Here is a 13,368-nt window from a genome sequence, read left to right as displayed (position 1 = left end):
TAAATATGAATAGTATAGGGCACCAGAAAGGTGTATCTGCTCTTGGCTGGATATTGATTCTGGCGTTGATCACATTTTTTTCTCTGGTGGCACTCAAGCTTGCACCGCTTTACATAAACTCACTCACTGTTAGCTCAATTTTATCGGATATAGAAAAAGAACCTTCGATGGGAGATAAAACCCCCGCGGAGATTCTGGAGACGCTAAATAAGCGGCTGAGTGTAAATATGATAAAGTATATACGTCGCGATGAAATTTATATTGAAAATACAAAAGACAACATAATTCTCGAACTGGATTATGAAGTTCGAGAGGACTTTGTTGGTAATATTGATATTGTTGTAAGCTTTAATAAACGCGCGGAAATACCGAAATAGTAATGCAGAACCTGGACAGACTTTGTCGCAAACTGGCTTATTCTTTTAAGCGGCCCGATCTTCTGGAACAGGCATTAACACACCGGAGTTTCGGTTCGAGTAACAATGAGCGCATAGAATTCCTGGGTGATGCTATTCTCGGTTATTTGATTAGCATCGAACTTTACCGGCGGTTTCCCGAAGCAAGTGAGGGTGAATTGAGCCGCCTGCGTGCAAGTCTGGTCAAAGGTGAAACTCTGGCCTCTATTGCGACAGAACTGGAACTGGGTGATTATCTGAATCTGGGTTCCGGTGAGCTGAAAAGCGGCGGACATCGTCGTCGCTCGATTCTGGCCGATGCGTTTGAAGCCATCATTGGCGCTGTTTATCTGGACAGTGATATGGACAATGCCAGTGCGCTGGTTGAGACTTTTTTTAAAGAACGAATCGCTGAGCTTGATCCCCGGACCCTGAAAAAAGATCCCAAGACCCGTTTGCAGGAATACCTGCAGGCCCGGGGTGACGAATTACCCGAATACCAGGTCGTGGCGACGGAGGGCAAGGCACATGAACAGCGTTTCAAGGTCGAGTGTACGATCAGTTCACTCGCCGACAAGGTTGTGGGTGAGGGCACCAGCCGCCGCAAGGCCGAGCAGGCGGCGGCCGAGAAGATGTTACAGGTACTGACTAACTGATATGACAAATGACACTTCTCGCTGCGGTTATGTGGCGCTGGTTGGGCGCCCCAATGTCGGCAAGTCCACCCTGATGAACCATCTTCTGGGACAAAAGCTCAGTATTACCTCACGCAAACCGCAAACCACCCGGCATCGTATAATCGGGATCAAAACCACGGAACAAGCCCAGATTGTTTACGTGGACACGCCCGGTATCCATCAGCAGGCCAAAAAGGCCATGAACCGGTTTATGAATCGGGCCGCCAGTTCGGCGATTGATGACGTCCATGTTGTGGTATTTGTGGTCGAGGCATTGAAATGGACGGACGAAGACGAGATGGTCCTGTCTGTATTAAAAGGCATCACGGCCCCTGTCATACTGGCGGTCAATAAAGTGGATCGTCTCAAGAAAAAAGAAGAGTTGTTACCGTTTTTACAAACGCTGCACGAGAAGCTCAATTTTTCTGAAGTCGTACCGATCTCGGCCAAAAGTGGAACCAATCTACCACAACTGGAGACGGAGATTATCCGTTATCTCGAAATTTCCGAGCCGTATTATCCCGAAGATCAGCTGACCGATCGCAGCAGCCGTTTTCTGGCTGCGGAGATTGTGCGTGAGAAACTGATGCGCAATCTCGGTCAGGAGTTACCCTATGCCACGACCGTGGAGATCGAGAAATTCGAAGAGCTGGAGCGGCTAAACCGGATTCACGCGCTAATCTGGGTGGAGCGAGACAACCAGAAGTCCATCGTCATCGGCGAGAAGGGCGAACGGTTGAAAAAAGTCGGCCAACAGGCACGTCTGGATATGCAGAAACTGTTCGACAAGAAGGTACATCTCGAACTCTGGGTCAAGGTCAAGGCTGGCTGGTCCGATGACGAACGTGCACTTTCCAGCCTGGGTTATCGGGACGACCATTGACCCAAAAGTAGACAAAACTAATGCCGGCGGACCATCGTCAACAGTTGCAATACGGCTTTATCCTGCATAGCCGGCCGTATCGTGATACCAGCAGCCTGCTGGAGGTCTTTACCCGAGACGGTGGCCGGGTCTCGCTGGTGGCCCGGGGTGTTCGCGGCAGTCGCGCGCGCAACAGCGCCCGCCTGGAAGCGTTTGTCCCCCTGTTGTTTTCCTGGGCCGGTCGCGGCGAGTTGCGAACTATGACCGCCGTGGAAGCCGCTGGCGGCACTTTTTCGCTGCCGGGCAGCCGCATTATCAGCGGGTTTTACATGAACGAGCTGATCCTGCGACTGTTGCATCGTGACGATCCGCATCCCGAACTGTTCGTCTGCTATGAGCGCGGCCTGCAGGGTTTGCTGGATGACGCCAAACCCCAGGAAGCGGTGCTGCGCCGGTATGAGCGGGAATTGCTGGAAGAGCTGGGCTACGGACTGGCGCTCGATGTGGATACCGAAACCGGCGAACCGCTGCACGCCGATGCCCAATATTGTTATTATCCGGAACAGGGACCGGTACAGTCTGTCGTCGCAAAACAGGTTGATTGTCCGCAGATCAGTGGCCGAACGCTGCTGGCGATCCGCGATAACGACTATCAGGATCCACAGGTCTTGCGGGAAGCGAAGATCCTGATGCGATTCCTGCTGAGCCGGCACCTGGACAATCGGCCGCTTAAATCCCGCGAACTCTATTGGCAAAGTCGCGATTTATAAGTTACTAGTCGCTAGAAACTAGTAACTAGAAACTGATTTCGAACGAGGTAAACAATCTGTGTCTGGCACAACAGCGAACGAAATATTGTTGGGTGTGAATATTGATCACATCGCGACCCTGCGCCAGAGCCGGGGAACCCTGTATCCCGAACCGATCCAGGCGGCATTACTGGCCGAGCAGGCCGGCGCTGATTCCATTACCCTGCATCTGCGCGAGGATCGACGGCACATTCAGGATCGCGACGTGCAGATGTTGCGTGGAATTTTGCAAACCCGGATGAATCTGGAGATGGCGGTCACCGACGAGATGCTGGCCATTGCCGAACAGCTGCAACCGGCGGACTGTTGTCTGGTGCCCGAGCGACGCGAGGAGCTGACGACCGAAGGCGGTCTGGACGTTAAAGGTCAGCGTCCACGGATTACCGAAGCCTGCCGGCGACTGGCGGATGCCGGGGTGCGGGTGTCATTGTTTATTGACGCCGAGCCCGAACAGATCGTGGCGGCGGCGGAATGCGGCGCCCCGGTAATTGAAATTCACACCGGCCATTATGCCGATGCCGGCACAGCCGCTGCGCAAGAGCGGGAATTTGTGAAAATTGCCGAAGCGGTGGAGCACGGTCTGGCCGCGGGCCTGCAGGTCAACGCCGGTCACGGCTTGCATTATCACAATGTCAGCCGGATCGCCGTGCTTCCAGGGATCCGCGAACTGAACATCGGCCATGCGATTGTCGCGCGCAGTGTCTTTACCGGCTTCGAAGCGGCGGTCCGGGAAATGAAACAGCTGATGGTGGCCGTCCGGACCGGGTAGGTTGTTAACCGTCACCACCATAACCCCGGGGATAGTGAAATTGCCGACCGGGCTATGATCGGGCGGCTGACAGGAGCCGGCTCTCTAGCGGGATTTCGATTGATTCCGGGTGTTCGGTGAGCGCACAGCCCGGGTGGGTCGGCACCCGGGCTCATTCCACCGCCCAGGGCCCCTCGGCCAGCTGCGGGCCCTGTTCCAGCAGGTTGTCGATCTCCGCGGACAGGCGGGCAAAACAGACTGTCAGCTCAGCCTCATTCTGCTGCTTGATGCATTCCTCCATGGCCCGGGCGGCCTCGCGCAGGGCAGGGACACCGCAATAGGCGGTCGACCCGTACAGTTTGTGAGCGTGATTCCACATGGCCTCTGCCCGCTTGTCGGCAAGGGCCTGTTGCAGTTGCTGCTGCAGCACGGGCAGATCGTCCAGGAGCATGCCGAACAGCTCCCTGGCCAGGCTTTCACTGCCCCCGGCCTGCTCGAGTGCCTGATCTTTGTCCAGAATCGCCCGGCTGCGGGCTGGTGATGCATTATCCGCCATACTGTTAGTGACCTGGTTCGTCCCATTCCCGGATATACAGGATGGACAGTTTATTATCGCTTCTTTGCAAAATGGTAGCGGGTAATGAAAAGTCATGCCAGAACAAGGTAAACTGTCACGATGAATTACCCCACGATTGAAGCCTTTGTCGGCAATACCCCGCTGGTGCGCCTGCAACGTTTGCCCGGCGAGACCAGCAACACCCTGCTGGTCAAGCTGGAGGGCAATAACCCGGCCGGCTCGGTCAAGGATCGGCCGGCGCTGAGCATGATCCAGCATGCCGAACAACGCGGTGAAATCCACCCGGGGGAGACCCTGATTGAGGCGACCAGCGGCAATACCGGCATTGCCCTGGCCATGGCGGCCGCGATCAAGGGCTATCGGATGATTCTGATCATGCCCGAGAACATGAGCGTCGAGCGCCGCGCGGTCATGAAGGCCTTTGGCGCCGAAATCATTCTGGTCAGTGCCGAGGCAAGCATGGAAGGGGCGCGGGATCAGGCCGCGCAGATGGCTGCCGAGGGGCAGGGCAAGGTACTGGATCAGTTTTCCAACCCGGACAACCCGCTGGCTCACTACGAGACTACCGGCCCCGAGATCTGGCGCGACACCGGCGGCACGATCACCCACTTCGTCAGCGCCATGGGCACTACCGGCACCATCATGGGGGTCTCCCGTTACCTCAAGGAGCAAAGCAGCGCCGTGCAGATCGTCGGCGTGCAGCCCGCCGAGGGGGCGAAGATACCGGGCATCCGGCGCTGGCCCGAGGCCTATCTGCCGGGTATTTTCGAAGCCGCCCGGGTGGATCAGACTCTGGATGTCACCCAGCAGGCCGCCGAGGAGACCACCCGGGCGCTGGCCGCACAGGAGGGGATTTTCTGTGGCATCTCCTCCGGCGGGGCGGTGGCCGCCGCCCTGCAACTGTCGCAACAGGTGGAGCAGGCCACCATCGTTTCGATCATCTGTGATCGGGGTGATCGCTATCTGTCCACCAATGTGTTTCCCGCCTGATCCGGTTGCCTTGCATGCACCTGTTTGACAAGCCATTGTCGCCGGTCAAGCGATAGACCGGCGCCTGTTAATTACGAAGTTTTTATGTCACGCAAACGCCGCGCCCTGCCAAGCGAACCGTTCATCGCCGAGATCGAAAGTATGACCCATGAAGGCAAGGGGGTTGCCCGAATCGCGGGCAAAACGGTGTTTATCGATGATGCCTTGCCGGGCGAGAAAGTGGAATTTGTCTATACCCGCAGCCGGCGCAACTATGACGAGGGCCGTCTGTATCAGGTGCTCGAGGCCTCCCCGGCACGCATCGAACCGGCCTGTGAGCATTTCGGGCTCTGTGGCGGTTGCCGTTTACAGCATGTGTCGAGTGACGAGCAAATTCGCCTCAAACAGCAGACTCTGCTGGAGGATCAGATGCGTATCGGCCATGTGGAACCGCAGACGGTATTACCGCCGCTGACCGGTCCGGTGTGGGGTTACCGTAACAAGGCCCGGCTTGGCGTCCGTTATGTGGATAAAAAAGAAAAAGTCCTGGTCGGATTTCGCGAGCGCGGCAGTCACTTTCTGGCCCAACTGCAACACTGCAAAATATTGACGCCGCCGCTCGGCGATCGACTGGTGGAACTGGGCGAACTGATCGCTCAGCTCAGCTGTTACCGGCGCATCCCCCAGATTGAAGTGGCGGCCGATGATGAAAAAATTGCCCTGGTATTTCGTAATCTGGAACCGTTGACCGAGGCGGACATTGCCTTGCTGATCGACTATGGCAAAACGACCGGCTTTGTCATTTATCATCAACCCGGGGGGCCGGAGAGTATCACGCTGTTGTATCCGCAACAGGCGACACTGCGTTATTCGATTCCACAGTTCGATGTCAGCTTCGACTTTCAGCCGACTGACTTTATCCAGGTTAACAGCGACATCAACCGGCGTATGATCGGCCAGGCCCTGCAATTGCTGGAACCGCAGGCCACGGATCGGATTCTGGAACTGTTTTGCGGCCTGGGTAACTTCTCCCTGCCGTTGGCGCGTCGTGGCGGCGAAGTGGTGGCGGTTGAAGGCGAGGCGGGATTGATCGAACGGGCGCGGGCCAATGCCGCATTAAACGGGATTGACCAGGTCCGCTTTCATGTCGCCAACCTGTTCGAACCGACGGATCACGAACCCTGGCTCAAGGGACAGCAGTATGACAAGATTCTGCTGGATCCTCCGCGCAGCGGGGCCGCCGAAATGGTGCCGTATCTGGCGGCCAGCGGGGCGCAGCGCATTGTTTATGTCTCATGTAACCCCGCCACCCTGGCCCGCGATGCCGGCGAACTGGTCAATCGCCATGGCTATCGTCTGCAGCAGGCCGGTATTATGGATATGTTCCCGCACACGGCTCATGTGGAATCCATGGCCCTGTTTATCAAAGGCTCCTGATGGCGACCGAGATTGAACGCAAATTCCTGATTCGCGATGATCGCTGGCGCCAGCAGGCGGATGCGGGACACCGTATTGCGCAGGGCTATCTCATTGGCGCCCGGGATGCGTCGGTGCGCGTTCGCATCGAGGGCGATCAGGCCAACCTGAATATCAAAAGCGCCACACTGGGAATCCATCGACAGGAATACGAGTACCCCATTCCGCTGGAAGATGCGCGCGAGATGCTGGACAATCTGTGTGACAAACCGATCATCGAAAAAGTCCGCTACCATGTGCCGCATGTCGGCCATGTCTGGGAGATCGATGTCTTCGAGGGTGAAAATGCCGGTCTCATAGTGGCGGAAATCGAACTGGACAGTGAGGATGAAGTGTTTGAACAGCCCAACTGGCTCGGTGAAGAGGTTTCCGATGACGTGCGGTATTACAACGTGAGTCTGGTCAACCACCCTTATAAGGATTGGCACTGATGCCGGAACAGCGGGAAATTAAAGTCAGTGTCACGCGTCAGGAACTGTCTGTGCTGGAGCAGGGCGGTTGCGTTGCCACATTTTCCGTCTCGACCGCCAAAAACGGCGTCGGTGAGCGCAACGGCAGTGAACAGACGCCCCGGGGGCAACATAAGATTCGCGCCAAAATCGGCGCCGGGCAACCGGTCAATACCGTGTTTGTCGCACGGCGTCCTACCGGCGAGACCTATTCGCCGGCATTACGCGAACAATACCCCGGGCGTGACTGGATACTGACCCGTATTCTGTGGCTCAGTGGCCTGGAGCCGGGCGTCAACCGACTGGGCGCGGTGGATACCATGCGTCGCTATGTCTATATCCACGGCTGCCCCGACGAGGACAAAATGGGAATACCGAGTTCACATGGCTGTATCAAAATGCGCAACAACGATATTCTCACACTCTTTAACATGGTGCCGTATGGCACCCCGGTCCTGATAGAAGAATAGGCAATCAACGATGTCACTGGGTCCTGTCATGCTGGATATTGCCGGTACTGCTCTGTCCGAAGAAGATCGGGAGATACTGCTGCATCCGCATGTTGGTGGTGTCATCCTGTTCACCCGCAACTTCGAGTCGATCGAACAACTGCAGCAACTGGTTCGCGAGATTCATGCGCTGCGTGAACCCCGCCTGCTGGTTTCGGTGGATCACGAGGGCGGTCGCGTGCAGCGCTTTCGCGACGGCTTCAGTCATATTCCGCCGGCACGCCTGTTTGGTCAGGTCTATGAACAGGATCACCAGAGAGCCCGGGCATTAACCCGGCAAGCCGGCTGGTTGATGGCGATCGAATTGCGGGCCCTGGAGATTGATTTCAGCTTCGCTCCGGTGCTGGATCTGGATTACGGGGTCAGTGAGGTCATCGGTGATCGCGCCTTTCATCACAAACCGGAAATCGTCGCCGAACTGGCCCATGCCTGGATGCAGGGGATGGCCGATGCCGGCATGGCGGCCACCGGCAAGCACTTTCCCGGCCACGGTGCGGTGGCGGCGGACTCGCATCATGCCATACCGGTCGACGGCCGTGACTACAACGATATTTATGCCCACGATATCCTGCCGTTTCGCCGTATGATCAGTTACGGTCTGAGCGCCATCATGCCGGCGCATATCATTTATGATAAAGTCGATCGATTGCCGGCCGGCTTCTCTTCCATCTGGCTGAAACAAATTCTGCGCGAGAGACTGCGGTTTCAGGGTGTGATTTTCAGTGACGATCTGGATATGGAAGGGGCCAGTGTTGCTGGCGAGCAGTACAGTGATCGGGCCAGGTCGGCACTGCAGGCCGGGTGTGATATGGTCCTGGTCTGTAATAATCGTGCTGCGGCTGTTGAGGTACTGGAAGCGCTGGGCGATTATGATGATCCGGTAGCGCACCTGCGGCTTGCGCGTATGCATGGCAAGGGTGAGGTGGATCGGCAACAACTGCACGCCGGGAGCCAGTGGCGTCAGGTAAACGCGCAGTTGGATAAATACAGTGCCAATCCGACTCTGGCGTTCGATTTCTAACGACCAGCATATAAGGAAAAGATATGCTTGAACAGATTACCAACTATGTCGACCAGCTACTGGGTGGCAACTGGTGGATCGTGCACAGCTTTGTCATCATCTTCGCCACGCTGTTGCTGGACTTTATCCAGAAACGGGTTCTGAAGCATCTGGAAAAACGTTTTGAGAAGACGGCCAGTATCTGGGACAACTCCCTGGTCAACTCCATTCGCCATCCGGTGACCCTGTTTATCTGGGTCCTGGGTATTTCGCTTTTGATGGCGGTATTTGATCTCGAATCCGACCGTGCGGTGCGTGAGGTCGGGGCGATCATTGCGATTGCCTGGGCGCTGCTGCGTTTTGTGGATCAGATGGAGAAAAACATTCTCGATCGCAAGGATCTGGAAGGCAAGCCACTGGATAGAACCACGGCCGATGCGATCACCCAGTTGCTGAAAATCTCGGTGTTTATCACGGCTTCCCTGGTCATGTTGCAGACACTCGGGGTCAATATCTCGGCGATCCTCGCTTTTGGTGGTATCGGCGGCATCGCTATCGGTTTTGCGGCCAAGGACCTGCTGGCCAACTTCTTTGGCGCCATGATGATCTACTTTGATCGGCCCTTTGCCATTGGCGACTGGGTCCGCTCGCCGGATCGTAATATCGAGGGCACGGTAGAGAAAATCGGCTGGCGCCTGACGATTGTTCGTACTTTCGACAAGCGGCCCATCTACGTGCCCAATTCCGTGTTTTCCAGTATCGTGGTGGAAAACCCCTCGCGCATGTTCAATCGCCGTATTTTCGAAACCATCGGGGTGCGCTATACGGATCTGGATGTGTTACCGAAAATTATCGATGATGTGAAAGCCATGTTACAGGCACATCCGGAAATCGATCAGGAGCAGACTCTGATTGTTAACTTCAACGCTTTTGGTGCCTCGTCGCTCGACTTCTTTGTGTATACCTTTACCAAAACGGTCAAATGGATCGAGTTTCATGAAGTCAAGCAGGACGTGCTGTTTAAAATCAGTGATATTATCGCCAGTCACGGCGCCGAAGTGGCCTTCCCGACCCGGACATTGCATATGCCGGATCTAATAGAAGGTGCGAATCTGCCACAACCACCGACAACACAATAATGAATATCAATACCGTTAACCAGACAATGAACGAGGCGGATTGCCTCTATGATCAGCAACAGGTCGAAGCGGCGCTGGACAAAATGGCCGCGGCAATGACCCAGGTACTGAAAAACAGCGATCCGCTGGTCCTGTGCGTGCTGACCGGTGCCATCATCCCGGCTGGTCATCTGCTGACCCGGTTGAACTTTCCCTTGCAGATCGACTACATCCATGCCACCCGCTATGCCGGTGGGACCAGCGGCGGCGATCTGAACTGGCAGGTGCGGCCTACACATCCTCTGGCGGGACGGAATATTCTTATCATTGACGATATCCTGGACGAGGGGATTACACTGGCGGCGATCATGGAGCACTGCCGCGCCGAGGGCGCGACCGAAGTCTATAGCGCGGTACTGGTGGAAAAAATGCACGATCGCAAAAACGGTTTGCAGGCGGACTTTGTCGGTCTGCGGACCGAAGATCGCTATCTATTCGGATACGGGATGGATTACAAAGGCTACCTGCGCAATGCGCCGGGTATCTACGCAGTCAAAGGGTTATAACATGTCAAAAGTGGCAATAATCGGCGGTACCGGGCTGACCAGCCTGCAAAACCTGAAAATCTCCGGTCGTGAAATTATGCACACCCCTTATGGCGAACCGTCCAGTACGCTGGTGCGGGGGACGCTGGGGGACAATGACGTGCTGTTTTTACCGCGTCATGGCTCGGGACATACTATTACCCCGCACCGCATCAATTACCGCGCGAATCTCTGGGCGCTCAAAGAAGCCGGGGCCGAGATGATTATCGCCATTAACGCCGTCGGCGGGATTCAGTCCCAGTACCAGCCCGGTTGCCTGGTTATTCCAGATCAAATCATTGACTACACCTGGGGACGTCACAATACATTTTTCGATGAGGGGGACAATCCGGTCTTGCATGTCGATTTTACCTGGCCGTACTGTGAAACTCTGCGCCAGTCACTGCTACAGGCCGCCAGCCAGTCCGGTGTCGGCGTCATCGACGGAGGCACCTATGGTGCCACCCAGGGCCCACGTCTGGAAACCGCCGCCGAGATCAACAAACTCGAAGCCGACGGCTGCAACATCGTCGGTATGACCGGCATGCCCGAAGCGGTACTCGCCCGGGAACTGGAAGTCTGCTATGCGTCAATCGGCGTCGTCGCCAACCTGGCTGCGGGCCGCCATGATGGCGAGATCACCATGGGAGAGATCGAACAACACCTGAAAGAGGGCATGACAAACGTCCGCACCCTGCTGGAACACGTCATTCCGTTATTGTAATAATTTTTACCGCAGAGACGCAGAGGGTGAAAAGATAATTTTGAATGTTGAATTATGAGTTTTGAATTACACCGATATCCCTTAATTCAAAATTCAACATTTAGAATTTAACATTGGTATTTTCTCTGCGTCTCTGCGGTGAAAAATCTAGAGCTTGTCGGTTTCGACCGGATGCATGGTGATCAACATCCCGAGTACGGGATGGTCGAGGTAGTGGACTTCGGTGCTGCGAATGCGGTTACGCAACTGTTTCAGCTGGTAAACCACCGGTTCGTCGGCTTCTTCAATGAAGAACTCGAAACGGCCGAGTTGTGGCCGGGTCCGTAATACGACGTCGGCATCGACATGCAGATAGCGTGACAGGATCACCCGGATATACGCTTTCAGCTCACCGGATTCGCCCTGCAGGGCAGTTTCTTTAGCCTCTGCGTCCTCGGCTGATGCGGGAATGGTCCGGCTCAGACGGACGTTGAGTGCTTCTTCGCCACTCATACCGGGCTGGGTCCAGGCGGTATGCAGCAGCACCCGGCGGGTCGATGACTCCTTGATTTTTTCTGCTGCTTTACTCAGGCGATACTGGCTCTTTGGCAGGCTCTTGAAAGTAAGCGAGGGATCGTAGTTTTCCGGGATCGGGCCCGGAAAGGGGCGATCGAGTTCGATCATGACCTCGGATTCGGGCAAACCCTGTTCTACCGAACTTGGCCAGATTTCACTCTCTCTGCCGCGCTGGTTGAGGTGTTCGAAGATGATCACTTCGACCTCGTAGTAACGAACCTCCTCGTCGGCGCCAATCGCGTTAAGAGGCAGGAGACAGAGAATTGCCAGGCACAGATATTTTTTCAATGCTATATTCCTTGTAACCATCAGGTGTGTAATGTAACCAATTATACCCCGGCTTGACCAGCGAGAGGTGTTATGGCCGTCAAAGAAGTGCTTAAAATGGGACATCCGCTGCTGCAACAGGTGGCTGAACCCGTGGGTGAGTTCAACAGCCCAAAACTGGATGCCCTGATCACGGATATGCTCGACACCATGCACGCCCTGGACGGCGCCGGTCTGGCCGCGCCGCAGATCGGCGTCTCGCAGCGAGTGGTCATCTTCGAGGTGGCTGCCAATCCCCGCTATCCCGACGTGGAGAGCGTGCCGCGCACGATTTTAATCAACCCCGAGATTACGCCGCTGGATGACAGCCGTGAGGCCGGCTGGGAAGGGTGTCTGAGCGTGCCGGGCCTGCGCGGTCTGGTCCCGCGTTACACGCAGGTCCGCTACAGCGGTTTCGATCCCGGCGGCACGCCCATCGAACGTGAGGTCGGCGGCTTTCATGCCCGGGTGGTGCAGCACGAGGTGGACCACCTAAACGGGATACTCTATCCGCAGCGCATGGACGATATGCAGTATTTCGGTTTCGAGGAGGAACTGATTCAATACGGGGTGCCCGGCAGCGGGCCGGCGTCGCGGGAATAAATCAAAGATAGTTGGCAGAGGGCAGTTAGCAGTTGGCAGTACTTGTAGGAGCGGCTACGCCGCGAGTTGAACCGGAACAGGGGCTGTTCTACGTATCACTGCACAACCCAGAAGACATTTAATTTAACCTTGGTAAACCGCCATCTTTGGCGGCGAGTCGGGTAGGGTGCGTCCTACGCACCACCCTCCCGATACCAGGATAACGGTGCGTGGAACGCACCCTATCCCTGATATAGCCTACTCCGGGGCTTTCATCATACTACCCGCCTTGCGGATAGTATTTTATTGTAAGAGGGGCTTTCAGCTGCGACATAGACAGGATGAATTGATGAGTTGGTTGAAGATTATTCACGTCAGTACGGTTGTCATTACGATCAGTCTGTTTATGATCCGGGGCATGGGGCTGTTCATGAACGCCGGTTTCATGCGTCAGAAATGGGTCAAGATCGTCCCGCACATCAACGATACGGTATTGCTGGTCAGCGGCATCTGGATGGCGGTGCTCATCCAGCAATATCCGCTGGTGCACGGCTGGCTCACCGCCAAGCTGGTAGCACTGCTGGTCTATATCGGACTGGGGTTGATGGTGTTCCGCTTCGCCAGCACCCGGCGTGAGCGGATGGCGTACTGGCTGGTGGCGATCCTGGTGTTTGTCTACATGGTCAGCGTGGCGTTGTATCATCATCCGCTCGGGTGGCTGGTCACTCTTTGATTTGTCATTATGCCGGCGCAGAGTCTGGCCCGGCATGCTTTAAGCTGGGGCCGGCATCCATTTTGTGGGAGGCGCTTTCAGCGGCGACTCTTCGTCGGAGCACCTCACTTATTAAAATGTTCGCCCTGCGGGCGGGCTGAGTCTTGAAAGCGGGCTCTCGCGCCCGCGCGGCGAGTGACTTTTCTTACTCGTCTAAGAAAAGTCACCAAAAGAAGGACGCCCGAAAGACACCACCGGTTCAGCCATTTCCAATGGCTGAACCGGTTCCCTGCGCTTCTCGCTCCAGTCGGGCTCG

17 protein-coding genes are annotated in these 13,368 nt (G+C 55.9%); 15 read left to right on the top strand and 2 right to left on the bottom strand.

The features are described from left to right. The first annotated feature begins 5 nt into the window (after positions 1 to 5). From U5J94_RS12155 to pdxJ, 5 genes are read left to right on the top strand one after another with little or no spacing between them, the layout of a single operon-like run. Positions 6 to 377: a DUF4845 domain-containing protein gene (locus U5J94_RS12155; protein ID WP_322565897.1), complete on the top strand. Its 372-nt coding sequence runs from the start codon at positions 6 to 8 to the stop codon at positions 375 to 377. Between the two features lie 2 nt (positions 378 to 379). Beyond that, on the top strand, positions 380 to 1,051 hold the full coding sequence (gene rnc / locus U5J94_RS12150; RefSeq protein ID WP_322565896.1) for a ribonuclease III: 672 nt from the start codon (positions 380 to 382) through the stop codon (positions 1,049 to 1,051). A gap of 1 nt (position 1,052) precedes the next feature. Further along, the gene (gene era, locus U5J94_RS12145) at positions 1,053 to 1,955 is read left to right on the top strand and encodes a GTPase Era (RefSeq protein WP_322565895.1); all 903 of its coding nucleotides are present in this window, start codon (positions 1,053 to 1,055) and stop codon (positions 1,953 to 1,955) included. Between the two features lie 20 nt (positions 1,956 to 1,975). Beyond that, the gene (gene recO, locus U5J94_RS12140; RefSeq protein ID WP_322565894.1) at positions 1,976 to 2,704 is read left to right on the top strand and encodes a DNA repair protein RecO; all 729 of its coding nucleotides are present in this window, start codon (positions 1,976 to 1,978) and stop codon (positions 2,702 to 2,704) included. A gap of 58 nt (positions 2,705 to 2,762) precedes the next feature. After that, on the top strand, positions 2,763 to 3,512 hold the full coding sequence (pdxJ, locus tag U5J94_RS12135; protein WP_322565893.1) for a pyridoxine 5'-phosphate synthase: 750 nt from the start codon (positions 2,763 to 2,765) through the stop codon (positions 3,510 to 3,512). Between the two features lie 151 nt (positions 3,513 to 3,663). Here pdxJ and U5J94_RS12130 read toward each other — a convergent pair whose 3' ends face one another. Continuing rightward, positions 3,664 to 4,047, bottom strand: a complete 384-nt coding sequence (locus U5J94_RS12130) for an Hpt domain-containing protein (RefSeq protein ID WP_322565892.1) — start codon at positions 4,045 to 4,047, stop codon at positions 3,664 to 3,666. A gap of 120 nt (positions 4,048 to 4,167) precedes the next feature. Between U5J94_RS12130 and cysM the strand changes: the two genes are divergently transcribed. From cysM to U5J94_RS12090, 8 genes are all read left to right on the top strand, one after another. Then, on the top strand, positions 4,168 to 5,058 hold the full coding sequence (cysM, locus tag U5J94_RS12125; RefSeq protein ID WP_322565891.1) for a cysteine synthase CysM: 891 nt from the start codon (positions 4,168 to 4,170) through the stop codon (positions 5,056 to 5,058). An 84-nt stretch (positions 5,059 to 5,142) separates the two neighbouring features. Beyond that, complete coding sequence (gene rlmD / locus U5J94_RS12120; protein ID WP_322565890.1) at positions 5,143 to 6,474, top strand: 23S rRNA (uracil(1939)-C(5))-methyltransferase RlmD; 1,332 nt, start codon at positions 5,143 to 5,145, stop codon at positions 6,472 to 6,474. Further along, positions 6,474 to 6,944 (top strand): CYTH domain-containing protein, encoded by a 471-nt coding sequence (locus U5J94_RS12115; RefSeq protein ID WP_322565889.1) that lies wholly within the window; start codon positions 6,474 to 6,476, stop codon positions 6,942 to 6,944. The genes rlmD and U5J94_RS12115 overlap by 1 nt, the downstream gene beginning before the upstream one ends. Beyond that, positions 6,944 to 7,432: a L,D-transpeptidase gene (locus tag U5J94_RS12110; protein WP_322565888.1), complete on the top strand. Its 489-nt coding sequence runs from the start codon at positions 6,944 to 6,946 to the stop codon at positions 7,430 to 7,432. The genes U5J94_RS12115 and U5J94_RS12110 overlap by 1 nt, the downstream gene beginning before the upstream one ends. Positions 7,433 to 7,442: 10 nt before the next feature. Continuing rightward, positions 7,443 to 8,492, top strand: coding sequence for a beta-N-acetylhexosaminidase (gene nagZ / locus U5J94_RS12105; RefSeq protein WP_322565887.1), 1,050 nt, complete (start codon positions 7,443 to 7,445; stop codon positions 8,490 to 8,492). Positions 8,493 to 8,515: 23 nt separating this feature from the next. Then, positions 8,516 to 9,610 (top strand): mechanosensitive ion channel family protein, encoded by a 1,095-nt coding sequence (locus tag U5J94_RS12100; protein ID WP_322565886.1) that lies wholly within the window; start codon positions 8,516 to 8,518, stop codon positions 9,608 to 9,610. Beyond that, positions 9,610 to 10,155 carry a hypoxanthine-guanine phosphoribosyltransferase gene (locus U5J94_RS12095; protein WP_322565885.1) on the top strand — a complete coding sequence of 182 codons (546 nt, stop codon included), beginning with the start codon at positions 9,610 to 9,612 and terminating at the stop codon, positions 10,153 to 10,155. Before U5J94_RS12100 ends, U5J94_RS12095 begins: the two co-directional genes overlap by 1 nt. Before the next feature lies 1 nt (position 10,156). Next, positions 10,157 to 10,897: an S-methyl-5'-thioinosine phosphorylase gene (locus U5J94_RS12090; RefSeq protein WP_322565884.1), complete on the top strand. Its 741-nt coding sequence runs from the start codon at positions 10,157 to 10,159 to the stop codon at positions 10,895 to 10,897. Positions 10,898 to 11,044: 147 nt separating this feature from the next. Here U5J94_RS12090 and U5J94_RS12085 read toward each other — a convergent pair whose 3' ends face one another. Continuing rightward, entirely contained in the window at positions 11,045 to 11,740 is a 696-nt protein-coding gene (locus U5J94_RS12085) for a CsiV family protein (protein ID WP_322565883.1), read from the bottom strand. A 72-nt stretch (positions 11,741 to 11,812) separates the two neighbouring features. On the opposite strand from U5J94_RS12085, the gene def reads away from it, so the two are divergent. Together def and U5J94_RS12075 are read left to right on the top strand one after the other, a co-directional pair. Then, positions 11,813 to 12,361 (top strand): peptide deformylase, encoded by a 549-nt coding sequence (gene def / locus U5J94_RS12080; RefSeq protein ID WP_322565882.1) that lies wholly within the window; start codon positions 11,813 to 11,815, stop codon positions 12,359 to 12,361. 328 nt (positions 12,362 to 12,689) lie between these two features. Continuing rightward, on the top strand, positions 12,690 to 13,073 hold the full coding sequence (locus U5J94_RS12075; RefSeq protein ID WP_322565881.1) for a SirB2 family protein: 384 nt from the start codon (positions 12,690 to 12,692) through the stop codon (positions 13,071 to 13,073). Positions 13,074 to 13,368 lie beyond the last annotated feature (295 nt).

This window comes from Thiohalophilus sp., assembly GCF_034522235.1.
Lineage (GTDB): Bacteria > Pseudomonadota > Gammaproteobacteria > UBA6429 > Thiohalophilaceae > Thiohalophilus.
This window is presented reverse-complemented; position numbering and strand designations above follow the sequence as displayed.

Coding starts and splice junctions, on each gene's coding strand:
- U5J94_RS12095 (WP_322565885.1), top strand. CDS start 9,610: ATGAATATCAATACCGTTAACCAGACAATGAACGAGGCGGATTGCCTC.
- nagZ (WP_322565887.1), top strand. CDS start 7,443: ATGTCACTGGGTCCTGTCATGCTGGATATTGCCGGTACTGCTCTGTCC.
- U5J94_RS12110 (WP_322565888.1), top strand. CDS start 6,944: ATGCCGGAACAGCGGGAAATTAAAGTCAGTGTCACGCGTCAGGAACTG.
- U5J94_RS12155 (WP_322565897.1), top strand. CDS start 6: ATGAATAGTATAGGGCACCAGAAAGGTGTATCTGCTCTTGGCTGGATA.
- rnc (WP_322565896.1), top strand. CDS start 380: ATGCAGAACCTGGACAGACTTTGTCGCAAACTGGCTTATTCTTTTAAG.
- cysM (WP_322565891.1), top strand. CDS start 4,168: ATGAATTACCCCACGATTGAAGCCTTTGTCGGCAATACCCCGCTGGTG.
- U5J94_RS12075 (WP_322565881.1), top strand. CDS start 12,690: ATGAGTTGGTTGAAGATTATTCACGTCAGTACGGTTGTCATTACGATC.
- era (WP_322565895.1), top strand. CDS start 1,053: ATGACAAATGACACTTCTCGCTGCGGTTATGTGGCGCTGGTTGGGCGC.
- U5J94_RS12130 (WP_322565892.1), bottom strand. CDS start 4,047: ATGGCGGATAATGCATCACCAGCCCGCAGCCGGGCGATTCTGGACAAA.
- recO (WP_322565894.1), top strand. CDS start 1,976: ATGCCGGCGGACCATCGTCAACAGTTGCAATACGGCTTTATCCTGCAT.
- U5J94_RS12100 (WP_322565886.1), top strand. CDS start 8,516: ATGCTTGAACAGATTACCAACTATGTCGACCAGCTACTGGGTGGCAAC.
- U5J94_RS12115 (WP_322565889.1), top strand. CDS start 6,474: ATGGCGACCGAGATTGAACGCAAATTCCTGATTCGCGATGATCGCTGG.
- def (WP_322565882.1), top strand. CDS start 11,813: ATGGCCGTCAAAGAAGTGCTTAAAATGGGACATCCGCTGCTGCAACAG.
- rlmD (WP_322565890.1), top strand. CDS start 5,143: ATGTCACGCAAACGCCGCGCCCTGCCAAGCGAACCGTTCATCGCCGAG.
- U5J94_RS12090 (WP_322565884.1), top strand. CDS start 10,157: ATGTCAAAAGTGGCAATAATCGGCGGTACCGGGCTGACCAGCCTGCAA.